Genomic DNA, 21,747 nt, shown 5'->3' with positions numbered 1-21,747 from the left:
AAGCGTGAGGTATGTGGCGAGGCCCCACCCCAACCCCTCCCCTGAAGGGGAGGGGCTCACGTTGTTTTCATGAAACGTCATCTCGATCCCAAAGACCCACAGACCACCGCGCCTTGCAGGGGCGCAAGATTCCGATGCTTGGGTGTGTCGTCCCGGCATGATACCGCCCCCCACATGGCCGACCGAAACGACATTACCGCCCTGATCGCCGATATGGGCCAGCGCGCCCGCAACGCCGCCGTCACGCTGGCGCAGATGCCGACCGAGGCGAAGGCCGACGCCCTGCGCGCCGCCGCCGCCGCGATCCGCGACGCGGCTCCGGTGGTGCTGGAGGCCAATGCGCGCGACGTGGCGGCGGGCGCGGCGAACGGTCTGTCCCCGGCGATGCTCGACCGGCTGACGCTGGACGAGGCGCGGATCGCGGGCATCGTCGCGGGGGTCGAGGCGGTGGCCGCCCTGCCCGATCCCGTGGGTCAGCGGATCGACGAGCGCACCCGGCCCAACGGCCTGAACCTGTCGCGCGTCCGGGTGCCGGTGGGGGTGATCGGCATCGTCTATGAAAGCCGCCCCAACGTCACGGTCGACGCCGCCGCGCTCTGCGCCATGGCGGGCAATGCCGCGATCCTGCGCGGCGGGTCGGAGGCGGTCCACAGCAACCGCGCGCTGCACGCCGCCTTCGTCCGGGGCTGGACGGCGGCGGGGGGACCGGCGGACACGGTGCAGCTGGTGCCGACCACCGACCGCGCGGCGGTGGGTGCGATGCTGGCCGCCGACGGACTGATCGACCTGCTGATCCCGCGCGGCGGCAAGAGCCTGGTCGCGCGGGTGCAGGCCGAGGCGAAGGTGCCGGTGCTCGCGCATCTCGACGGGATCAACCATGTCTATGTCGACGGCTCGGCCGATCATGAAATGGCCATACGGATCGTCCGCGATGCCAAGATGCGGCGCACCGGCATTTGCGGGGCGATGGAGACGCTGCTGATCGACCGCGCCTATTGCCACCCCGCCGAACTGGTCGCCACGCTGGTCGACGCAGGCTGCACGGTGCGCGGGGATGCCGACATCCGCGAGATCGTCCCCGGACTCGAGGTCGCCACGGCCGAGGACTGGGATACCGAATATCTGGATGCCATCGCCAGCGTCGCGCTGGTCGATGGCGTGGAAGGGGCGATGGCCCACATCGCCGCGCATGGATCGCATCACACCGACGCGATCGTCGCCGAGGATAGGAGCGTCGCCGAGCGCTTCCTGGCCCAGGTCGACAGTGCGATCGTGCTGTGGAACGCCTCGACCCAGTTCGCCGATGGCGGCGAGTTCGGGCTGGGCGCGGAGATCGGCATCGCCACCGGACGTCTGCACGCACGCGGTCCGGTCGCGCTGGAAGGGCTGACCACCTATAAATGGATCGGGCGCGGGACCGGGCAGATCCGCGCCCAAAATCAGGGATGAAGATCGGTCTGCTCGGCGGGTCGTTCAATCCCGCGCACAAGGGGCATCGCCGCATCACGCTGGACGCGATGCGCGCGCTCGACCTCGACGAAGTGTGGTGGCTGGTATCGCCGGGCAATCCGTTGAAGGACGGCGCCGGCGACATGGCCCCCTTCGCGGCGCGCTTCGCCTCGGCCCGGAAAATGGCGCGTCGCGCGCCGATCCGGGCCAGCGCGATCGAGCTGGAATTGCACACCCGCTACACGCTCGACACGGTGCGCGGAATCCGGCGCCGTTACCCCGGCCACGCGTTCATCTGGTTGATGGGCGAGGATAATCTGGAGCAGTTTCACCGCTGGCGCGGGTGGCGTGATATTGCCCGTGCGATCCCGATTGCGGTTATCGGCCGTCCGGGGTACAATGCCGCCGCTCACGCGACACCCGCGCTGGGCTGGTTCAGGCGTTTCCAGAGGCGTCCGGGCCAGGCGAAGAACTGGACGATGTGGAGTTTGCCGGCCTTCGTGCTGTTGCGCTTCCGCCCCGACCCGACTTCCGCCACGAGCCTTCGGGCTCGCGATCCGGACTGGTTTCGGCATATGGGCCGGAACGTCCCCTGAACAGGAGCTCACTTGGCCACTTCCCCGCAATCGCCGCGTCCGTCCGATCCCGCCGAGGTGGAGGCGCTGCATCGCCTGATCCTCGCGTCGCTGGATGACGACCAGGCGGTGGAGACGATCTCGATCCCGCTCGCGGGCAAATCGTCGATTGCCGATTTCATGGTGATCGCCAGCGGTCGCTCGACCCGGCAGGTCGCCTCGATGGCGATGAAACTCGCCGAGAAGATCAAGGCCGAGTTCGGCCGCTCGGTCCGGATCGAGGGTCTGCCGACCGCCGACTGGGTGCTGATCGACGCGAACGACGTCATCGTCCACCTCTTCCGGCCCGAGGTCCGCAGCTTCTACAATCTGGAGCGCATGTGGGCCTTCGGCGACGCGCCGACCCCGCCAGCCAGCCCGGCCGACCGCAACCCCTGATCCACGCAGAGGTCCGCCCGTGCTGCTGCATATCGTCGCGCGCGGGCGGATCGGCCGTTCGCCCGAGGCCGAGCTGGTCGACCGCTATATCAAGCGGATCGGCTGGCCGACCAAGGTGACCGAACTCCCCGACACCGGCGGCAAGGTCCCGCCGCTGGAGGGACAGGCGCGTCTGGTCCTGATGGACGAGAAGGGCGAGAATCTGTCCTCGATGGATTTCGCGCGTCGGCTGGAGCGCTGGCGGGACGATGGTGTGCGCGAGTGCCGCTTCATGATCGGCGCGGCGGACGGGTTCGAGGATGCCGATCGGGCGCGCGCGGACCTGCTCATCTCCTATGGCCGGGCGACCTGGCCGCACATGATGGCGCGTGCGATGCTGGCCGAGCAACTCTTCCGCGCGACCAGCATCCTCGCCAACCACCCCTATCACCGCGAAGGCTGACCTCGGTGTTGCGTGATGGGGCGCCGCGGCATGGCGTGCTGGCGCTGGCGGCGCTGGCGCTGCTGGGCGCGACCGACATCGCCGGAGACCAGCGCCGTCTGGCCGATGCCCGCGCGGGCGCGGCGGCTGCGCAGGCGCGCGCCCAGGCGCTGGAGCAGCAGGCCGGGCTCGAACGCAACGCCGCCGCCATCGTCCAGGCCAGGGAGCGCGCCATGGCGGCGCGTGTCGCGGCCGCTGAAGCGGAGGTGACGGCAGCGCGGGCGCGCGTCGATCTGGTCACGGGATTGCTGGAGCAGCAACAGGCGAAGCTGGCCAAGGCGCAGGCCCCGCTCGCGCATCTGCTGGCCGCGATGCAGAGCATGGCGGCGCGGCCCCCGGTGGCGGCGGTGGCGCAGCCGGGCTCGGTCGCCGATCTGGCGCATGTCCGCGCGGTCTTCGCGACCGTCGCCCCTGTCATCGCGGAGCGTTCCGCGACCGTTCGCGCCGAACTGGCCGCCACCCGCCGCATCCGCGCGCAGGTGACGGTGGCGGCGCGCGCGCTGACTGAGACCACCGCCAAGCTGGAATCCGAACGCCAGGCGCTGGCCCGTCTGGAGGCAAGCCATCGCGGCCGCGCCGAGGCGCTGGGTCAGGTCGCGATCGATGAGTCCAATCGTGCGCTGGCGCTGGGCGAAGCCGCTCGCGACATCGTCGACCGCATGGCCGAACGCGGCGAGGCAAAGGCGATAGCGGGCGACCTGCTGGCGCTGCCCGGCCCGGTCTCACGCCCGCTCGGGGCAGGCGTCATGGGACCAGAGATCGCGCCGGGCACCTATCGCCTGCCGGTACAGGGCAAGGTCGCGAGCGGCTTCGGCGAGATTTCGGACGCAGGCGTGCGGGCGCGCGGCATTACGCTGTCGACCGTCCCCTATGCCCCCGTCGTCGCGCCCGCGGGCGGCGAGGTCCGCTATGCAGGCAAGTTTCGCGGCTATGGCGGGATCGTCATCCTGAATCACGGCACCGGCTGGACCAGTCTGGTGACGGGGCTGGGTGCCATCGCGGTCAAACCCGGCCAGCACGTCGCGGCGGGCGCAGTGCTCGGCCGGGCGGGGCGGGGGCAAGGCGGCGTCGAGCCGCGCGTGACGGTCGAACTGCGCCGCGACGGGCGACCGATGGATATTGCCGCGCTTCTGGGGTGAGGCGAACGAAGGGAACGGATCAAGCGCCCGTCTTGATGATCCGGTTCGGCATCGCACACATACCATAGGCCTCTTTGTAGGACTTGTCCCAGCACCGGGCAAAGCCATCGAGTACGTTCAAGTTCATCGGCCAGGCGATGGCAATCGGCTTTCCATCGGGGCCGCGCGGATCGAAATCTTCCGGCTTGGGTAGTGCCGCCAGTGCAGCATGCCATTTGTCAAACGCCGGGCGATCACGCCGAAGAAATGCGATGCTGCCGTCGACATAGAGGTTCCAACCCATGCCATGGTCGTCTTCAACGGTCTTGCGCGACTTTTCGAACAGGGTGATCGCCGCGTCGCGCTGGCCTAGATTGGCGCGTAGCTGGCCCTCGTGCCAGTAAAGGATGCTCGCAAGGCGTTCAGGCTTGTTCTTCTCGCGCCAATTCCGAATGAGGTCCGCCGCCTCCGCCTCGCAACCGCGCATCGACAGGCTTCGCCAACCGCCGGGTTCCTGATCGAACGTCTGCTGAGGCAAGGCCATCATGGCAGCGCGATCATAGGTGCAGTCGGGCGCGGCCGCGGCGAACAGAAGGGCGATCAGCATGGGGCTTTGTCGCTTAGGAGCAGCCCGGTTGGCAAGCGCGCTGCTCCTGCAAAGGATCGGTCGCGCTCACCCCCCCGTTCAGCACGGTTGCGCTTTGATTGCGTCCGGCTTGCCGCTACACAGGCGGTCCGCTTATCTGGTCCAGGACACTCGATGCCCCGCCCGCTTTCCAGACTTCCGCTGCCGAAACGTCCGCTTCTGACTGCTACTGCCATCGTCGGCGCGCTGGCCATGGTGCCGATCACGACCTCTGCCATGGCGGCGGTGGACAGCTCGACCGTGCGCCAGTTCGACCGGTTCCTCGACGTCTATAACCGGATCAAGGCCGATTATGTCGACAAGGTCGATGACGACACGCTGATCAAGGGCGCGATCCAGGGGATGCTGGCGGCGCTCGATCCGCATAGCAGCTATGTCGACGCGCTCGACTTCGACAATCTGAAGATCCAGACCGAGGGCAATTATGGCGGCCTGGGCCTGACCGTCTCGATGGAGGACGGCGCGATCAAGGTCATCGCGCCGCAGGAGGATACCCCGGCGGGCCGCGCGGGCGTGAAGTCGGGTGATTACATCACTCATATCGATGGCAAGCTGATCTATGGTCAGTCGCTGGACGAGGCGATCGGCCAGATGCGGGGCAAGCCCGGCACCAAGATCAAGCTGACCATCGTCCGCCCCGGCCGCGACAAGCCGATCGAGTTGACCCTGACCCGCGAGGTCATCGTCCAGCGCCCCGTCAAGTGGGAGGTGCGCGGCGATGTCGGTTACATCAACATCAACACCTTCTCCGAGAATACCGGCGCCGACACGCGCGCGGCGATCATGGCGATCGACAAGGCGCTGGGCCACCGGCCGCTCGGCTATGTCGTCGACCTGCGCGACAATGGCGGCGGCCTGCTGACTCAGGCGATCGCGGTGTCGGACGCCTTCCTCGATCATGGCGAGATCGTATCGCAGCGCGGCCGCGAGAAGTCGGATATCGAGCGTTACTATGCCAAGCCCGGCGACGACGCGCACGGCCTGCCGGTCATAGTGCTGACCAACTCGGGTACGGCGTCCGCGTCGGAGATCGTCGCTGGCGCGCTTCAGGATCATCACCGTGCGCTCATCATGGGCGAGCGCAGCTTCGGCAAGGGCTCGGTCCAGACGCTGCTGCCGCTCGGCCCTGAAACCGCCCTTCGTCTGACCACCGCGCGCTACTACACCCCCTCGGGCCGGTCGGTGCAGGAGGGCGGGATCGAGCCGGACATCAAGGTGCCCGAAATCTCCGATCCCGATTACAAGACGCGGCCCGTCTTCCGCGAGGCCGATCTGCGCCGCCACCTGATCAACGAGGTGAAGGCCGATAATGCGATCCTGGAGGAGGATACCAAGACCGATCCGCGCTTCGCCATGACGCCCGAGCAGCTGAAGAAGCAGGGGATCGAGGACTTCCAGCTCTATTACGCGCTGAAGACCATCGCCCGTCTCGGCGGCCCGGCCCAGATTGCCGCCGCCACCAAGCCGCCGGTGAAGTGACGATGGCGACCCCGCGCACCCAGGGCGAGCGGCTGGCCAATATCATCGCCTTCGCGCTGCCCGCTGCCCTGCTGGCGGGGGCCTGGGGCAGCCAGCTGATCGGCGGCCTGTTCCCGTGCGAGATGTGCCATTGGCAGCGCTGGCCGCATTATGCCGCGCTGGTGCCCGCCCTCCTCGCCTTCTTCGTGCCGCAGCGCAGTGTCCGGGGATCGCTTGTCATACTCGCCGCGTTGTTGATCGCAGTGTCGGGGGCGATCGGTGTCGCCCATGCCGGGGTCGAATATGGCTGGTGGCAGGGCTTCACCGCCTGCACCTCGACGGTGAATTTCACGGGCGGGAGCGCCGCCGACCGGCTGAACGCGATTTTGAAGGCGCCGGTCATCCGCTGCGATGTGGCGCAATGGACCCTGGGCGGGATTTCGCTCGCCGGGTTCAACGCGATCTTCTCGCTGGGCGGTGCGGCGGCGATCCTGCTGTTGATGAGGAAGGCGCGATGAGCCAGCTTCGCTGGATGCCGGGCGACCGGCGTGAACCGATGAAGGCGATGGTCCGGGTGGACCAGGCCGGGGAATATGGCGCGACCCGTATCTATGCGGGTCAGCTGGCGGTGCTGGGCGACCGGCACCCCTTCGCGCGCGCGATCCATCACATGGCCGAGCAGGAGGAGCGCCACCGCGCCTTTTTCGACCGCATGATCGTCGAGCGGCGGGTGCGGCCCACTTTGTTCCAGCCTTTCTGGGACAAGGCAGGCTTCGCGCTGGGGGCGATCACGGCGGCGATCGGGCCGAAGGCAGCGATGGCCTGCACCGCGGCGGTCGAGACCGAGATCGACAAACATTATCAGGAACAGCGCGACCAGCTGGGCGATAGCGACCCCGAATTGTCGGAGGCCATCGCCGATTTCCAGGCCGAGGAACTGGAACATCGCGAGCATGCCATCGGCGCGGGCGCGGAAGAGGCGATCGCCTATCCGGTGATGTACGGACTGATCCGGGCGGGCTGCAAGGTCGCGATCGCGGCGGCCAAGCGCCTCTGAACGGCACGAGCGGGAGAGAGAGGATGACGAACCGGTCCTGGACCGCCAAGATGTTGGCCATGATGACGATCGCTGGCGTCGGCGCGGTCCCCACGCTGGCGCAGCAGGTCGCCGCCCCCGGCGCGCTTCCGCCCAAAAAGGTCGAGGTGCCGGGCGAAGTGTCGCGCAACGCCCCCGTCAACGGCGTGCTGACCCTGTTCGGCAACGAACGTTGCCCGACCGACAATCAGGGCAACGAGATCGTGGTCTGCGTCCGGCGCGGCGCGGAGGAACAGTTCCGCGTGCCCAAGGAACTGCGCGACTTGCAGGTCACGCCCGAGAATGAGAGCTGGGCGGCCCGGGCGACGGGGACGCTGAACGAGGGTGCGGGCGTGAACAGCATCGGCAGCTGCTCGGCGGTTGGCGCGGGCGGTGCGACCGGCTGCTTCGTCCAGCGCGCGCGGGAAAACCGCGCGGTCAACGCCCAGCGCAAGCGCGATGAGGAACCACGCAACCCGTGATAGGCGGGTATCGGCTTTGGCGGGCATCCACCTCATGTCCGCGCGGCCGAGGATTCCATCGGGCGCACGCAGGCAGCGTGTTGTAACGAAATCCCGGCCTTCGCCCGGGTGGCGCGTTGAGAGGCGCGGCCTCCGTCATAATGGGCGCTGTCGAAGTGCACACTCCGTAGTGGCAGCCTGGCGAGGGTCAGCCCTTGGCCTTCGACATCGCTCAGGCTGAACGGGGGTTTGGAAGCAGGGCTGACATTGGTCGGCGCAGACCTGCCCCACACCCGGCCACTATCCCCAACCTCCGTTCACGCTGAGCGAAGTCGAAGCGTACGCGAGAGACAGGCGGCTGGGCCAATTCCAGACTTTTCGGCAAGGCGGAGAATATTATACCCGCCGCCGCCCCTTCAAGCCGCCACCGCCTGCCCCCGGGGCACCTGCGCGATCCGCTCGAGCGCCATCGCGCGCGCGGCCTCATCCGGCGTGATGCCGTTCTGTTCGGCCAGCGCCAATACCGCGCCCATCTTGCGCCCGACGGCCAGGACCCGCCGCCGCACCTCGGCCGTGCGCCAGCCCAGATATTCGCCCGCCACATTGATGATCCCACCCGCATTCGCCAGGAAGTCCGGGGCATAGAGGATATCCCGCGCGGCCAGCCGTTCGGCCATGTCCTCGCTTGCCAGCTGGTTGTTGGCTGCCCCGCAGACCACGCTCGCGCGCAGCTGGGCGACCGTATCGGCGTCCAGCACCCCGCCCAGGGCGCAGGGGGCCAGCACGTCGACGCGCGCGGACAGCAGCGCCCGGCTGGTCATGACCATCGCGCCGAACCGGTCGGCCGCTCGCGCAGCCACCTCGCTCCGCGGCTCCGCGACGATCAGCCTGGCCCCTTGTTCGTGAAGCAGTTCGCACAGCGCATAGCCGACATGGCCCAGCCCCTGAACGCCGACCGTCACATCGGACAGTTCCGCGCCAAGCCGCTGACGCACCGCAACGCGCATGGCCTGAACCACCCCCAGCGCCGTCCAGGGCGAGGGATCGCCGCCGGGCTTCTGGCCGGAGACGGGCAGCCCCGCGACATGGCAGGTGCGCGTGGCGACCTCTGCCATATCCGCCACGCTCGTCCCGACATCCTCGGCGGTGACATAGCGGCCCTTCAATTCGGCGACCTGACGCCCAAAGGCCTGGAACAACGCGGCGCGGTCGAACGCCCCCCGGGGCAGGCGGATGACCGCCTTGCCGCCACCAAAGGGCAGATCGGCCAGCGCATTCTTCAACGCCATGCCCTCGGCCAGGCGCAGCGCATCGACCGTCGCGCTGCGGTCATCGGCATAATGCCACAACCGGCACCCGCCCGCCGCCGGGCCGAGCGTGGTCGAGTGCAGCACGATGACGCCGCTCGCCCCGCTGTCCTTGTCGTGAAACGTCACCACCTCTTCAGGCGGCAGGCTCTGTCGGTCTTGGGCTGGGTGCAGCATCGGTCATATCCCTGAACTTTCTCTGGCACCGGAATAGCCCGGCGCGGCAGGCGAAACTGATCCGATTGGTTAGGCAAATGACGATTTATCGGATAATATAACCCGATAAATAGTAATTAGAGGATATAATGCCTCACGAACTCGATATCTGGGAACGGCGTATCCTTGCCTTGCTTCAGGAGGATGCCAGTCTCTCCACCGCCGCCATTGCCGAGGCCGTTGGCCTGTCGGCCTCGCCCTGCTGGCGGCGGATCGACCGGCTGGAGCGCGACGGGATCATCAAGCGCCGGGTCGCGCTGGTCGACCGTGCCAAGGTCGGACTGAAGGCGCAGATCTTCGCGCAGGTGAAGCTCAACGCGCATGGCCGCGCCAATCTCGACGAATTCACCGCCGCGATCCGGGAGGTTCCCGAGGTGATGGAGTGCCATGTGTTGATGGGCTCGGTCGACTTCATGCTGCGCATCGTGGCGGCGGATATCGAATCCTATGAGCGGCTGTTCTTTGAGAAGCTGTCCAAACTGCCGGGGGTTCAGGAAATCAATTCGACGGTGGCGCTGTCGGAAATCAAGTCGACCACGTCGCTGCCGATTCCGGGGTGAGTCTCCCCACGCCTCCCAGCGCGCCCTGCACTCGCGGATAGGGATTCGCTTGGCCTTCGACTGCGCTCAGGCTGAACGGAGGATGGAGGTTGGGAGATGCGAGGGGCAGTGCTCCCCATACCCCATTGCCCGTTCACGCTGAGCGAAGTCGAAGCGCACGCCCCGTGCGGGCGGCTAGGCACAAGTTGAACGGGGTCGGAATTGCCCGTCCTGAATCCCGAAATTCCGTCCGCCCGGCGCTCGAAAGCCTTTGCGCCTTCCCAAAACGAAAACCCCCGGCGGCCCGTCGGGCCACCGGGGGTTTCAAAGCATCGCGCGACCCGGGAACCCCCCGAGTCGCCGCGCATCACTTCGGGGCCAGCACCATCAGCATCTGGCGGCCTTCCATGCGCGGATAGGCTTCGACCTTGGCGACCTCGGCCACCTGCTCGGCGACGCGCTGGAGCACGTTCATGCCCAGCTGGCCATGGCTCAGCTCGCGGCCGCGGAAGCGCATGGTCACCTTGACCTTGTCGCCCTCGCCGATGAACTCGACCACCTTCTTCATCTTGGTGTCGTAATCATGGTCGTCGATGTTCGGACGCATCTTGATCTCCTTGATCTCCTGCGTCTTCTGCGACTTGCGGGCGAGGTTCGCCTTTTTCTGCGCCTCGTACTTATACTTGCCGACATCGAGGAACTTGGCGACGGGCGGATCGGCGTTGGGCGACACTTCGACCAGGTCGAGACCCAGCTCCTGGGCCTGGGCCATCGCTTCGCGCGTGTACATCACGCCAAGATTCTCGCCCTCATGGTCGATCACGCGAACCTTGGGGCTTTGAATCCACTCGTTGAACCGAGGACCGTTCATCGGCGGCGCCTGCATCGGACGGCGCATCATGGGAGGACGTATGGGTATTTCTCCTGTGGCAATTACCCGTTCAATATAGGCGATCCGGCACAAATTTGAAAGGGCGAGACAAACGCCCCGCCCTTTTGATCAATTCAGCAGATTTCAGCCGCGCAGATCGGGCGGAGTCGCTTCTTCGCGCAGTTACCACTCCTCCGGTACGTTCTCGGTTGCGCCACGCAGATCGGGCGGAGTCGCCTCTTCGCGCAGCATCGCGATGGCCTCGTCCAGCGTCATCACCTCCTGCGCCTGGCTGCCCAGACGACGGACGGCGACCTTGCCTTCCTCGGCCTCGCGCTTGCCGACGACCAGCAGCACGGGGACCTTGGCGACCGAGTGCTCGCGCACCTTGTAGTTGATCTTCTCGTTGCGCAGATCGGTCTCGACCCGGATGCCCGCCGCCGCCAGCTTGGCCGCCGCCTCTTCCGCGTAACCGTCCGCGTCCGACACGATGGTCGCGACCACCGCCTGCACGGGTGCCAGCCAGACCGGGAAGCGGCCCGCATAATGTTCGATCAGGATGCCGATGAACCGCTCGTAGGAGCCGAAGATCGCGCGGTGGAGCATGATCGGGCGATGCCGCTCGCCATCCTCACCGATGTACGAGGCGTCGAGTCGTTCCGGTAGAACGCGGTCCGACTGGATGGTGCCTACCTGCCAGGTCCGGCCGATCGCGTCGGTCAGATGCCATTCCAGCTTGGGCGCATAGAAAGCCCCCTCGCCCGGCAGTTCTTCCCAGCCATAGGCTTCGGTGGCCAACCCGGCGCGCACGACCGCGTCGCGCAGTTCGGTTTCGGCCATGTCCCACATCTCTTCGGTGCCGAAGCGCTTTTCGGGGCGCAGCGCCAGCTTGATCGAATAGGTGAAGCCGAAATCCTTGTAGATCCGGTCCGCCAGTTCGCAAAAGGCGCGAACCTCCTCGACGATCTGGTCCTCGCGGCAGAAGATATGCGCGTCGTCCTGGGTGAACTGGCGCACGCGCATCAGGCCGTGCAGCGCGCCATGCGGCTCGTTGCGGTGGCAGCAGCCATTCTCGTAGAAACGCAGCGGCAGGTCGCGATAGGACTTGATCCCCTGGCGGAAGATCAGGACGTGCGCCGGACAGTTCATCGGCTTCAGCGCCATCCACTGCGCATCGTCCGAGACCAGCGGGCCTTCGTCCTCGACATTGGGCACCTCGTCGGGGATCACGAACATGTTTTCGCGATACTTGCCCCAATGGCCCGACTGCTCCCACTGGCGCGCGTCCATCACCTGCGGGGTCTTCACCTCGCGATAGCCGCCCGCATCGATCGCGCGGCGCATATAGGCCTCCAGCTCGCGCCAGATGCGGAAGCCCTTGGGGTGCCAGAAGACCGAGCCATGCGCTTCCTGCTGGAGGTGGAACAGGTCCATCTCGTTGCCCAGCTTGCGATGGTCGCGCTTGGCGGCTTCCTCCAGCCGGGTCAGATGCTCGGCCAGCTGCTTCTTGTTCAGCCAGCCGGTGCCGTAGATGCGGCTGAGCATCGCGTTCTTCTGGTCGCCGCGCCAATAGGCACCCGACACGCGGGTCAGCTTGAAGGCATTGGGATCAAGCTTGCCGGTCGAGGCGAGATGCGGCCCCCGGCACATGTCGAGCCAGGCATCCTCGCCCTTGCCCGCGCGATAGACGGTCAGTTCCTCGTCATCGGGCAGTTCGGCGGCCCACTGCGCCTTGAAGCTCTCGCCCTGATGGGTCCAGCGTTCGATCAGCTGTTCGCGGGTCCAGACCTCGCGGATCAGCGGCTCGTCTCGCGCGATGATCTTGCGCATCTCGGCTTCGATCGCGGGCAGGTCTTCCTCGGTGAAGGGGCGATCCTTCGGCGCGAAGTCGTAATAGAAGCCGTCATCGGTGGCGGGGCCGAAGGTGATCTGCGTGCCCGGGAACAGCGCCTGCACCGCCTCGGCCAGGACATGCGCATAGTCGTGGCGGGCGAGTTCGAGCGCGTCGGCCTCGTCCTTCGCCGTCACCAGCGCCAGCGCGGAATCACCCTCGAACGGGCGCATGATATCGCGCAGTTCGCCATCGACGCGCGCGGCGATCGCCGCCTTGGCCAGGCCCGGACCGATCGCGGCGGCGATGTCCGCGGGGGTAGTTCCGGGCGCGACCTCACGGACGGAACCGTCGGGCAGCGTGATACGGAACATCGCGGACATGGATACTCTCTTCGATAAGGGCTGGTGATGCGCCAGCGGAATCCGGCGCGAGGGGCTCTATAGGGAAGATTCCCCGTCAGGTATATGGGGTGGCTCAGGCGTGGCCCTGTACTGCTGGCAGAACCCCCATTTCGGGTCGCGCATACCAGTAACCCTGGTGATAGCGCACGCCCAGTTCGTTGAGCGCCGCCGCCTCGGCCGCCGTTTCGATCCCCTCGGCGATCACCAGCGTGTCGAGTTCGGCGCACAGGCCGACCATGGCGCGCACGATGGCGCGGCGGCGGGGATCGGTGTCGATGTCGCGGACCAGTTCCATGTCCAGCTTCACCTCGTCGGGCCGGAATCGGACCAGGCGACCGAGCCCCGAATGGCCCGCGCCGAAATCGTCGATCGCGACCGAAAAGCCAATCTGCTTGTAGGAGTCGATGATGCTCGCGACATGTTCGGGCGATCCCATCTGCTCATTCTCGGTGAACTCGAAGATCAGCCGGTCGACCGGCAGTCCCTGCGCCTGGGCGGTGCGCAGGGTCAGCTGGATACAGGCCATCGGCGAATAGACGGCGTTGGGCAGGAAGTTGATCGACAGGCGTGCGTCGCCGGCCATGATCCCGGCCGCCATCGCGGTCTCGATCGCCTTCACCCGGCACGCCTGGTCGAAGGAATAACGGTTCGCCTCGGTCACCTGCGACAGCACGCTATACGCGCCCTCCCCCTCGGGTCCCCGGATCAGGGCCTCATAGGCGAAGGGGCGGCCGGTCATGGTGTCGACGATCGGCTGGAATGCCATCGTGAACGGGATGTCGAAATCGATACCGTCGCGGCATCCGGTGCAGATCTTGCGCATTTCCATGCCCCCCGGCTAGGCGGAATTGGTTAACACCTTGCTTCACCAAAATTTTTCAAAACAAGGCACCTGCCCGAAAAAAGGCGGCGGTGGTCCGACCCCACCGCCGCCGCAAGGTTCTGAACCGAAGCGTCAACCTTATTGATCGATGGCATAGGCGGCCATCAACGTGACCTTCATGTCGATGGGCGGAGGTGACAGGTCGATACGAATTGGTGGTGGCGGCGGTGGTGGAGGTGGCGGTGCGGGTGGTGCGGAGGATGCCCTGACCGATGCGCCCTCGGGCATCTCGATGGCGATCTCGCGGTAATTGCTGTCCTGCACCCGCAACAGCCGACCCAGCTTCTGCCCCGATCCCTCGGCAATCAGCTGTGCCTGTGCCCTGGCACCGGCGAGCGCGGCGCGCATCGCCTTCTGCCGCACGGGTTCCGAATTGCTCAGCCAGTAATTCTGGAGCTGGGGCTGCAGTCCTCCGAGGCGGCCGATCACGCCGACCAGCGTTCCCGCATCGGCGATGCGCGACGTATCGATACGCACCGGCATGGTCGCCACATAGCCCTGGATGGCACAGGCCCCCGTCGACAGCTGGACCTGTCCATAGCCGCTGTTACACTCGCGCGACCGTACCGGCTCGATCCTGAAATCCGAGGTTTGCAGGTCCATCGCACCGCGCACCACCTGCTCCGCGCCGATCCGAATGGCCCTGGCCTGATCGCGCAGCTTGGCGGTCGCCTCGTCGGACGTTGCCCCCTCGCCGCGCACGACATAGCTGATGGTCGCCCGATCTGGCGGCGCCTGTGCGGTGCCGGTGGCGGAAACGAGAATTTGCGAGGGCGGGTTTGTCTGCGCCGCCGCGGCCGTCGCGGTCAGTGCGACGCACAGGCCAAGCGTCCATGTTTTCATCGTCTTTCTCCCCTCACACGATCCCGAACGGCACCAGATGATTGTCCTGGGTATGCCCGATGCGCGCCCGCCCGAGATAGGGCACGCCCATCTCGGCGCACCAGCGCTGAATCATATATTCCAGCGTCTCGCCCCATTCGGGCTCGTTGGGCTGGATGTTGCTGACCGCGCCCAGACGGACGCCCGCCACGCCCTTCAACTGCGTGGCGTTGGCCATGGTGAAGAGCATTCGGTCGACCGCATAGAGATGCTCGGACACTTCCTCGACGATCAGGACATGGTCGGTCAGGTCGGGCAGCCAGGGCGTGCCGATCAGCGCGGACAGGATCGACAGGTTGAATGCCGCCGCCGGACGGCCGTCGAGGCCCGGCTCCAGCCCCTGCCGGTCGCCGCTCGTCAGCCAGCCGAGCGAGCGCGCCACGGTGGCGTCGCCATGCTGGCGGCGGATATCGCTGGCCATCGGTCCATGCACCGGCCGTCCGATCCGCCGGGCATAGAGCGCGGCCAGCACGAAGCCGAGGTCGGAATAGCCGATATAGGTCTTGTGCCCCGCCGCCGCGTTCAGGTTCGGCATGACGCGCGACAATATGCGGTTCGACCCATAGCCGCCGCGCAGGAACCAGATCGCGTCGATGCAGGGATCGTTGGCGAATTCCAGAAAGGCCGAGGCGCGGCGTTCGTCGGACCCGGCGAAATGCCCGTCCTGCTCATAGCATTGCGGGTGGAAGATCAGGTCGACGTCCGGGTACGCGATCGCGGCGAAGGCGCTGACCGGGGCTTCGGCGGCGGGGTTGCCGATGCTGGCGGGGGCGAGGATTCCGATCTTCATTCTGGCGTGTCCCCTTGGCGGCCCGTCCGGCCGGGCATTGCCCTGTGCCGCCAACTCGCCGATAGCGTGGCCCCATGACCAACGGCAATTCCTGTTTTCTGGTGGGCATCGGCGGATCGGGGATGATGCCGCTGGCCATGATCCTGCGTGCGCGCGGGCAGACGGTGGCGGGCTCCGACCGGGGGCTAGACCAGGGGCGCGTTGCGGCCAAGTTCGACGCGCTGCGCGCCGCCGGGATCGCGCTCTATCCGCAGGACGGGTCTGGCGTGGTGTCCGCCGACCAACTCGTCATCGCCTCGGCGGCGGTCGAGGAGACGGTGCCCGACATTATCGCCGCCAACCGGCGGGGCTGCGCCCGTGCCACCCGCGCCCAGATGCTCGCCAGCCTGTTCAACGACAGCCAGCTCCCCATCGGCGTCGCAGGCACCAGCGGCAAGTCGACCGTCACCGGCATGATCGCCTTCATCCTGCACGAAACCGGCCGCGACCCGACCGCGATGAACGGCGCGGTGATGAAGGACTTCGTCTCGCCCGACAGCCCCTTTGCCAGCGCGCTGGTCGGCCACGGCGCGGCGTTCGTCAGCGAGGTGGACGAAAGTGACGGCTCGATCGCGCTCTACAACCCGGCGATCGCGGTGCTGAACAATGTCAGCCTCGACCACAAGTCGCTGGAGGAATTGCGCGACCTGTTCGGCGGCTTCGCGGCCCGGGCGCGCCATGTCGTCGCCAATGCGGGCGATGCCGAGACGGCGGCGCTGCTGGCCGACATCCCCGACCTTACCACCTTCGCGGTCGAGGGCGCGGGCGATCTGGTGGCCGAGGCGCTGAAGCCCGAGCCGTTTGCGATTTCGTTCGACCTGATCACCGGGGGTGCGGGCTATCATGTCCGGCTGTCGGTGCCGGGCCGCCACAATGTCTCCAACGCGCTGGCCGCGATCGGGGCGAGCGTCGCGGCGGGCGTACCCCTGATCGATGCGATCCGCGCGATCGAGCGGTTCACCGGCCTGAAGCGCCGCTTCGAAAAGGTCGGCGAGGCGAACGGCGTGACCGTCATCGATGATTTCGGCCACAACCCCGACAAGATCGCCGCGACGCTCGACACGCTCCATGCCTTTCCCGGCCGCTTGCTGATCCTGTTCCAGCCGCACGGCTATGGCCCGCTGAAGGTCATGCGGACCGAGCTGGTCGACAGCATCGCCACGCGGATGAAGCCGGACGACGTGCTGGTCCTGCCCGACCCGGCCTATTTTGGCGGCACCGTCACGCGCGAGGTGACCAGCGCCGACATCGTCGCCGACCTGCGTACGCGCGGCGTCGACGCCCGCCACATCGCCGACCGTGCCGAGGCGACGGCGATGCTGGTGGCCGAGGCGCGAGCGGGCGACCGGATCGTGGTGATGGGCGCACGTGACGACACGCTCAGCCTGTTGGCGCAGGACATGGTGGCGCAGCTCGCAGCCACGTAAAGGACGCTTGACGTAAAGCGAGCTTTCCATGTAAAGCCTCCTTCACATCTGAGGGAGGTCTGCCATGCCCATGCCGCCGGAAATGAAGCGCTATACCCGCCGCCTGTTCGTGACGATGACGCTGTACGGCGTTGCGCTGATCGGCGCGAATATGTGGTTTCGCCATGCGCCGCCGACCGGGGCGCTGGCCTATCTCGTCGCCATCCTCCCCGCGCTGCCGATCATGGGGGTGTTCGTCGTCATCGGGCGACTGATGGTGGAGATGCGCGACGAATATATTCGCATGCAGTTCGTACGGCATTCCCTGATCGCCACCGGCATCACCTTGTCGTTCACCACCGCATGGGGATTTCTGGAAGGCTTTGGATTGGTTGCCCATATGCAGGGCTATTGGGCCGCGACCCTCTGGTTCAGTGGATTGGGGTTCTGCGTGATGGCCAACGCCATACGGGAATATTGGCGGGCGAGAGCGTGAACAACCACCTCCGCACCCTGCGCGCCGAGCGCGGCTGGAGCCAGCAGGACCTGGCCCAGCAGTTGGAGGTCAGCCGCCAGAGCGTCAACGCGATCGAGACCGGACGCTATGATCCCTCGCTCCCCCTCGCCTTCAGGATCGCCGAGCTGTTCGGTTGCGCGATCGAGGACATTTTCGTCAGCCCGTCCAAAGCCTGATTTGGTCAATTCCCATCGCCGTGATAGGATCGACGAACGGCCATAGGAGAGCGCTGACCATGTTCCGTCGCCTGTTTACCGAGCATCCCGAAAGCGTTGGTGAAAGCTATGTCGAGCATTTCGGCGTCGCGGCGCGGTTCGGGGGGATCATGATCCTGGGCGGGCTGGGCGCGATCGTCCATGCGGTGGTGCCCGGGCTATGCACCACGAAGGGCAGCGACACCGTGGCGCGGCTCCATGCCGAGATGGTCGCCAAGCGGCGCAAGAAGCAGGCCGCGCAGACGCAGATGAAGAGCGTGGAATATGTGATCTGAGGGGGCTGCCTATCGCGAGCGGGACACCCCTCCGTCAGGGCTGCGCCCTGCCACCTCCCCTGCAAGGGGAGGAATGGGATGAAGCCGGTCTGTTTTGGCCCCGCCCATCATGCCCTACCCTCCGTTCAGCCTGAGCGAAGTCGAAGGCCAAGGGATGACCTCTCCACGGGGTTGCTTGGAGATGCCTTAGCGTGGCCTTCGACTACGCTCAGGCTGAACGGAGGTGGGAGATTACGCCACCGGGTTTCCAATCCCTCCCCCGCACCCTAAATCCCGGTCATGACCGACACCCCCGCCCCCCGCCCCAGGCTCGCCCATCACTGGACGCCGGGGAGCGGCCCCGCGATCGTCTTCCTGCCGGGCTATGCCTCGGACATGCAGGGGTCGAAGGCCCTTGCGCTGGAGGAATGGGCCAGGGCGAACGGCCGGGCATTCCTGCGCTTCGACTATGGCGGCTGCGGCGAGTCGCCGGGCGCGTTCGAGGATCAGGCGCTGGCCGACTGGCGGGACGATGTGGTCGCGATGCTCGACGATGTGGTGAAGGGCCCCGCCGTGCTGGTCGGGTCGTCGATGGGCGGCTGGCTGATGCTCCTGGCTGCCCGAAATCGGCCCGAACAGGTGCAGGCGCTGGTCGGCATCGCGCCCGCGCCCGACTTCACCGACTGGGGCTTTTCCGAAGAGGAAAAGATGACGATCCTTCAGGCAGGACGACTGGAGCGGCCCAACCCGTACGGCCCCGCCCCCACCGTCTATACCCGCCGTTTCTGGTCGTCGGGGGAAGCCAACCGGTTGACCTTTGGCCCGATTGCGTTCGACGGACCGGTACGGCTTCTGCAGGGAATGGCGGACCCGGATGTGCCGTGGCACCGGACCACCCATCTGGCGCAGCTGTTCCGTTCAGCCGATGTGCAGACTGTGTTGATCAAGGATGGCGACCACCGGCTGTCGCGCGAGACCGACATCGCGCTGCTGATCCGGGCCGTCGAGGACGTGTTGCACCGCCTATGATCCTGTTCCCTCTAGCGCTCGCCGCCGCCGTCCAGTCCGCCCCCGCCAGGACGCCGCCCCTGCCCACCGACCCGCGCGAGGCGCGCTATCAGCGCTGCGTATCGCTGGCCGACACCAATCCCGCCGCCGCCAAGGTCGAGGCGGGCAAATGGCGGCTGGCGGGCGGCGACTATTTTGCGCAGCAATGCCTGGGCCTGGCCTTTGCGACCGAGCGGAGCTGGAGCGCCGCCGCCAGCGCCTTCGAACAGGCCGCCCGCGCCGCCGAGACCGCGCATGACGTGCGCGCCGCCAATTACTGGGCACAGGCTGGCAATGCCTTTCTGGCCGCCGGGGACGCCACCCATGCCCGCGCCGCGCTGGATGCCGCGCTGGCGGCGGGCGAGTTGAGCGGCTTTGCGCTGGGCGAGGCGCAGCTCGACCGGGCGCGCGCCTCGGTGGCGGGTGGGCAGATGGCCGCGGCGCGGGTCGACCTCGACGCCGCGCTGACCAACGCGCCCGCCGATCCGCTCGCCTGGCTGCTGTCGGCGACGCTGGCGCGGCGGATGAAGGACCTGCCGCGTGCGCAAAAGGACATCGCCCAGGCGCTGGCCCGCTCCGCCGACGATGCCAGCGTCCAGCTGGAGGCGGGCAACATCGCGGCCGTGGCGGGCGACGAAGCGGGCGCGCGCAAGGCGTGGAGCGAGGCCGCCCGCCTCTCCCCGCCGGACAGTCCGATCCGCGCCGAAACCGCCAAGGCCCTCTCGCAATTCCCGTCCCGCTAATCCCTTATCGTACGTAAAGGTCTTGCTTTCCGGTCCGGGATACCATGACTGTCCCGTACAAGCGGCCCCGTTGAACAGGCAGAAAAACCGATGCGTTATCTCCACACCATGATCCGCGTCAGCGACCTGGACGCCAGCATCCGCTTCTTCGAACTGCTGGGCCTCAAGGAGGTCCGGCGGGTGGACAATGAACGCGGCCGCTTCTCGCTGATCTTCCTCGCCGCCCCCGGCGATGAAGGCCGCGCCGAGGTCGAACTGACCCACAATTGGGACCCTGAAATCTATACCGGCGGGCGCAATTTCGGACATCTCGCCTATCGCGTCGATGATATCTACGAGACGTGTCAGCGGCTGATGGACGCTGGCATCACCATCAACCGCCCCCCGCGCGACGGGCATATGGCCTTCGTCAAGACGCCCGACGGCATCTCGATCGAACTGTTGCAGGACGGGGCGCTGCCTGCCGCCGAACCCTGGGCCTCGATGCCCAATGTCGGAAGCTGGTAAGAGGCTTTCCATGGAAATCGTCCGAGTCCCCGTCCTCTCCGACAATTATGCCTGGCTGATCCATGATGCGGGCCGGACCGTCGCGCTCGACCCGGGCGAGGCCGCGCCGGTCGCGGCCGCCGCCGCCGCGCGCGGCTGGACGATCGATCAGGTCTGGCTGACCCATTGGCATCCCGATCATGTCGGCGGCGCCGCCGCGCTGAAGGCGCAAGGGGCCAGTGTCGCCGGTCCGGCGGCGGAGGCGGGGAAGATCGACGGGCTCGACACGCTGCTGGCCGAGGGAGACACGATCGCGGTCGGCGATGCGGTGGCGACGATCTGGTCGGTGCCCGGCCATACGGCGGGCCATATCGCCTTTCACCTCGCGGAACGCGCGACGATCTTCACCGGCGACACGCTGTTCGCCATGGGATGCGGCCGGTTGTTCGAGGGGACGGCGGCGCAGATGCACGCCAATATGCGCCGTTTCGCGGGGCTGCCCGGCGACACGCGCGTCTATTGCGGGCACGAATATACCCTGTCCAACGCCCGCTTCGCCGCCGCCGCCGAGCCGGAGAACGAAGCGATCGCCGAGCGGCTGGCCGATGTCATCGCGATGCGTGAACAGGGCGAGCCGACCATCCCGACGACCATCGCGCTGGAGCGGGCGACCAACCCCTTCCTCCGCTCGGTCGATGCCGAGGAACTGGCGGAACGCCGTGCAGCCAAGGACGCGTTCAAGGGTTGAGCCATTGCTACAGGGGCATTTTGACGGAGACGGAATGATGCGTATCGTGACGTTGTTATCTGTTCTGATCCCCATCGCCACGGTGGGAGGCTGTACGCTGACCCCGGCGCAAAAGGCGCAGGTCGAGCAGCGCGCCCAGACCGAGCGCGCCGACCTGGACAAGGCCTTGCGCGGCCTGACCCCCGGCGCGCCGACCCAGTGCATCAGCCAGTATCGGACCCAGCAGGTCCGCTCCTATGGCCCGACGCTGGTCTATACCGTGTCGCCGCGCCTGAAATATGTCAGCCGGACGGCGGGCGGGTGCAGCGATGTCGGCGGCTCGGGCAACAACATCTTCGTGACCCGCACCACCACGGGCCAGCTGTGTTCGGGCGACATCGCGCAGACCGTCGACCGCACCTCCGGCTTCTTCACCGGCAGTTGCAGCTTCGGCGAGTTCATCCCCTATCGGAAGCAAGGCTGATGCGCGGCAAGGCTACCATCGCCCCCGCGCTGGGCCTGACCCTGACCCTGTCGGCGGCCAAGTCCGACCCCTTTGCCGGACGCGTCGCGGGTCCACCGGCGCAGTGCGTCGACACCAGTACGACCATGTCGGGGCCGGTGATCGCCGACAAGGACGTGATCGTCATCAATGCGGGGCGCCGCATCTGGCGCGCCAAGGTGCGTGGCCAGTGCGCCGGGATTCAGCCGTTCAACACGCTGATGATCGAGCGCTGGGGCTCACAGGTCTGTCGCAACGACCGGTTCCGGGTGTTGCAGCAGGGGATGTCGATCCCGTCGCAATGGTGTTTCTTCGACGGGTTCATGCCGTATGATCGAGTAAAGAAATAGGCGTTTTCGTTTGGGGCCTGCCCTCCCCCATCCCCTC

The 21,747-nt window shown here is 66.9% G+C and carries 27 protein-coding genes; 20 read left to right on the top strand and 7 right to left on the bottom strand.

The genetic code is table 11. The features are described 5' to 3' along the window. Positions 1 to 174 precede the first annotated feature (174 nt). From SP5_RS03100 to SP5_RS03080, 5 genes are read left to right on the top strand one after another with little or no spacing between them, the layout of a single operon-like run. Positions 175 to 1,449, top strand: a complete 1,275-nt coding sequence (locus tag SP5_RS03100) for a glutamate-5-semialdehyde dehydrogenase (protein WP_042483935.1) — start codon at positions 175 to 177, stop codon at positions 1,447 to 1,449. Then, positions 1,446 to 2,045: a nicotinate-nucleotide adenylyltransferase gene (locus SP5_RS03095; RefSeq protein WP_042483933.1), complete on the top strand. Its 600-nt coding sequence runs from the start codon at positions 1,446 to 1,448 to the stop codon at positions 2,043 to 2,045. The genes SP5_RS03100 and SP5_RS03095 overlap by 4 nt, the downstream gene beginning before the upstream one ends. Positions 2,046 to 2,057: 12 nt before the next feature. Then, positions 2,058 to 2,462, top strand: coding sequence for a ribosome silencing factor (rsfS, locus tag SP5_RS03090; RefSeq protein WP_042483930.1), 405 nt, complete (start codon positions 2,058 to 2,060; stop codon positions 2,460 to 2,462). A 19-nt stretch (positions 2,463 to 2,481) separates the two neighbouring features. After that, on the top strand, positions 2,482 to 2,904 hold the full coding sequence (locus SP5_RS03085; protein ID WP_042483928.1) for a 23S rRNA (pseudouridine(1915)-N(3))-methyltransferase RlmH: 423 nt from the start codon (positions 2,482 to 2,484) through the stop codon (positions 2,902 to 2,904). A gap of 5 nt (positions 2,905 to 2,909) precedes the next feature. Then, a complete protein-coding gene (locus SP5_RS03080) occupies positions 2,910 to 4,082 on the top strand; it encodes a murein hydrolase activator EnvC family protein (protein ID WP_245613382.1) in 1,173 nt (390 codons plus the stop codon). A gap of 19 nt (positions 4,083 to 4,101) precedes the next feature. On the opposite strand, the gene SP5_RS03075 is transcribed toward SP5_RS03080, so the two are convergent. Beyond that, positions 4,102 to 4,668 carry a hypothetical protein gene (locus SP5_RS03075; protein WP_042483926.1) on the bottom strand — a complete coding sequence of 189 codons (567 nt, stop codon included), beginning with the start codon at positions 4,666 to 4,668 and terminating at the stop codon, positions 4,102 to 4,104. Between the two features lie 153 nt (positions 4,669 to 4,821). Between SP5_RS03075 and SP5_RS03070 the strand changes: the two genes are divergently transcribed. From SP5_RS03070 to SP5_RS03055, 4 genes are read left to right on the top strand one after another with little or no spacing between them, the layout of a single operon-like run. Next, complete coding sequence (locus SP5_RS03070; protein WP_439645597.1) at positions 4,822 to 6,186, top strand: S41 family peptidase; 1,365 nt, start codon at positions 4,822 to 4,824, stop codon at positions 6,184 to 6,186. Positions 6,187 to 6,188: 2 nt separating this feature from the next. Then, complete coding sequence (locus SP5_RS03065; protein WP_042483921.1) at positions 6,189 to 6,683, top strand: disulfide bond formation protein B; 495 nt, start codon at positions 6,189 to 6,191, stop codon at positions 6,681 to 6,683. Then, a complete protein-coding gene (locus SP5_RS03060) occupies positions 6,680 to 7,222 on the top strand; it encodes a demethoxyubiquinone hydroxylase family protein (protein WP_042483919.1) in 543 nt (180 codons plus the stop codon). Before SP5_RS03065 ends, SP5_RS03060 begins: the two co-directional genes overlap by 4 nt. 59 nt (positions 7,223 to 7,281) lie before the next feature. Next, the gene (locus SP5_RS03055; protein ID WP_245613381.1) at positions 7,282 to 7,722 is read left to right on the top strand and encodes a hypothetical protein; all 441 of its coding nucleotides are present in this window, start codon (positions 7,282 to 7,284) and stop codon (positions 7,720 to 7,722) included. Between the two features lie 395 nt (positions 7,723 to 8,117). Here the strand turns inward: SP5_RS03055 and SP5_RS03050 are convergent, their stop codons facing one another. Continuing rightward, a complete protein-coding gene (locus SP5_RS03050) occupies positions 8,118 to 9,185 on the bottom strand; it encodes a Glu/Leu/Phe/Val family dehydrogenase (RefSeq protein ID WP_042483913.1) in 1,068 nt (355 codons plus the stop codon). Between the two features lie 128 nt (positions 9,186 to 9,313). On the opposite strand from SP5_RS03050, the gene SP5_RS03045 reads away from it, so the two are divergent. Beyond that, on the top strand, positions 9,314 to 9,784 hold the full coding sequence (locus tag SP5_RS03045) for an Lrp/AsnC family transcriptional regulator (RefSeq protein WP_042483909.1): 471 nt from the start codon (positions 9,314 to 9,316) through the stop codon (positions 9,782 to 9,784). Positions 9,785 to 10,130: 346 nt separating this feature from the next. Here the strand turns inward: SP5_RS03045 and infC are convergent, their stop codons facing one another. From infC to SP5_RS03020, 5 genes are all read right to left on the bottom strand, one after another. After that, positions 10,131 to 10,664: a translation initiation factor IF-3 gene (infC, locus tag SP5_RS03040; protein ID WP_037569087.1), complete on the bottom strand. Its 534-nt coding sequence runs from the start codon at positions 10,662 to 10,664 to the stop codon at positions 10,131 to 10,133. Positions 10,665 to 10,817: 153 nt separating this feature from the next. Beyond that, a complete protein-coding gene (gene thrS / locus SP5_RS03035; protein ID WP_042483906.1) occupies positions 10,818 to 12,848 on the bottom strand; it encodes a threonine--tRNA ligase in 2,031 nt (676 codons plus the stop codon). Between the two features lie 94 nt (positions 12,849 to 12,942). Next, positions 12,943 to 13,692 (bottom strand): EAL domain-containing protein, encoded by a 750-nt coding sequence (locus SP5_RS03030; RefSeq protein ID WP_076710368.1) that lies wholly within the window; start codon positions 13,690 to 13,692, stop codon positions 12,943 to 12,945. 138 nt (positions 13,693 to 13,830) lie between these two features. Beyond that, complete coding sequence (locus SP5_RS03025) at positions 13,831 to 14,595, bottom strand: SIMPL domain-containing protein (protein ID WP_042483903.1); 765 nt, start codon at positions 14,593 to 14,595, stop codon at positions 13,831 to 13,833. Positions 14,596 to 14,608: 13 nt separating this feature from the next. Beyond that, positions 14,609 to 15,424: an LD-carboxypeptidase gene (locus SP5_RS03020; RefSeq protein ID WP_042483900.1), complete on the bottom strand. Its 816-nt coding sequence runs from the start codon at positions 15,422 to 15,424 to the stop codon at positions 14,609 to 14,611. A 74-nt stretch (positions 15,425 to 15,498) separates the two neighbouring features. Between SP5_RS03020 and SP5_RS03015 the strand changes: the two genes are divergently transcribed. From SP5_RS03015 to SP5_RS02970, 10 genes are all read left to right on the top strand, one after another. Continuing rightward, on the top strand, positions 15,499 to 16,890 hold the full coding sequence (locus SP5_RS03015; protein ID WP_042483899.1) for a UDP-N-acetylmuramate--L-alanine ligase: 1,392 nt from the start codon (positions 15,499 to 15,501) through the stop codon (positions 16,888 to 16,890). An 82-nt stretch (positions 16,891 to 16,972) separates the two neighbouring features. After that, entirely contained in the window at positions 16,973 to 17,365 is a 393-nt protein-coding gene (locus SP5_RS03010) for a hypothetical protein (protein WP_241823674.1), read from the top strand. Next, complete coding sequence (locus tag SP5_RS03005) at positions 17,362 to 17,562, top strand: helix-turn-helix transcriptional regulator (RefSeq protein ID WP_042483956.1); 201 nt, start codon at positions 17,362 to 17,364, stop codon at positions 17,560 to 17,562. Before SP5_RS03010 ends, SP5_RS03005 begins: the two co-directional genes overlap by 4 nt. A 59-nt stretch (positions 17,563 to 17,621) precedes the next feature. Continuing rightward, positions 17,622 to 17,876 (top strand): DUF6356 family protein, encoded by a 255-nt coding sequence (locus SP5_RS03000; RefSeq protein ID WP_042483892.1) that lies wholly within the window; start codon positions 17,622 to 17,624, stop codon positions 17,874 to 17,876. Between the two features lie 279 nt (positions 17,877 to 18,155). Then, positions 18,156 to 18,884: an alpha/beta hydrolase gene (locus SP5_RS02995; RefSeq protein ID WP_042483890.1), complete on the top strand. Its 729-nt coding sequence runs from the start codon at positions 18,156 to 18,158 to the stop codon at positions 18,882 to 18,884. Then, positions 18,881 to 19,645 (top strand): tetratricopeptide repeat protein, encoded by a 765-nt coding sequence (locus tag SP5_RS02990; RefSeq protein WP_042483885.1) that lies wholly within the window; start codon positions 18,881 to 18,883, stop codon positions 19,643 to 19,645. The genes SP5_RS02995 and SP5_RS02990 overlap by 4 nt, the downstream gene beginning before the upstream one ends. A 90-nt stretch (positions 19,646 to 19,735) precedes the next feature. Beyond that, entirely contained in the window at positions 19,736 to 20,152 is a 417-nt protein-coding gene (locus SP5_RS02985) for a VOC family protein (protein ID WP_042483882.1), read from the top strand. A gap of 10 nt (positions 20,153 to 20,162) precedes the next feature. Further along, positions 20,163 to 20,879 carry a hydroxyacylglutathione hydrolase gene (gloB, locus tag SP5_RS02980; RefSeq protein ID WP_083748147.1) on the top strand — a complete coding sequence of 239 codons (717 nt, stop codon included), beginning with the start codon at positions 20,163 to 20,165 and terminating at the stop codon, positions 20,877 to 20,879. Between the two features lie 34 nt (positions 20,880 to 20,913). Then, the gene (locus tag SP5_RS02975) at positions 20,914 to 21,342 is read left to right on the top strand and encodes a hypothetical protein (protein ID WP_052811384.1); all 429 of its coding nucleotides are present in this window, start codon (positions 20,914 to 20,916) and stop codon (positions 21,340 to 21,342) included. After that, complete coding sequence (locus SP5_RS02970) at positions 21,342 to 21,710, top strand: hypothetical protein (RefSeq protein WP_042483877.1); 369 nt, start codon at positions 21,342 to 21,344, stop codon at positions 21,708 to 21,710. The genes SP5_RS02975 and SP5_RS02970 overlap by 1 nt, the downstream gene beginning before the upstream one ends. Positions 21,711 to 21,747 lie beyond the last annotated feature (37 nt).

The sequence above is a fragment of the Sphingomonas parapaucimobilis NBRC 15100 genome (genome assembly GCF_000787715.1).
Taxonomy (GTDB): domain Bacteria; phylum Pseudomonadota; class Alphaproteobacteria; order Sphingomonadales; family Sphingomonadaceae; genus Sphingomonas; species Sphingomonas parapaucimobilis.
Note: the sequence above shows the minus strand (reverse complement) of the source record. Positions and strands in the feature narration are given on the sequence as shown.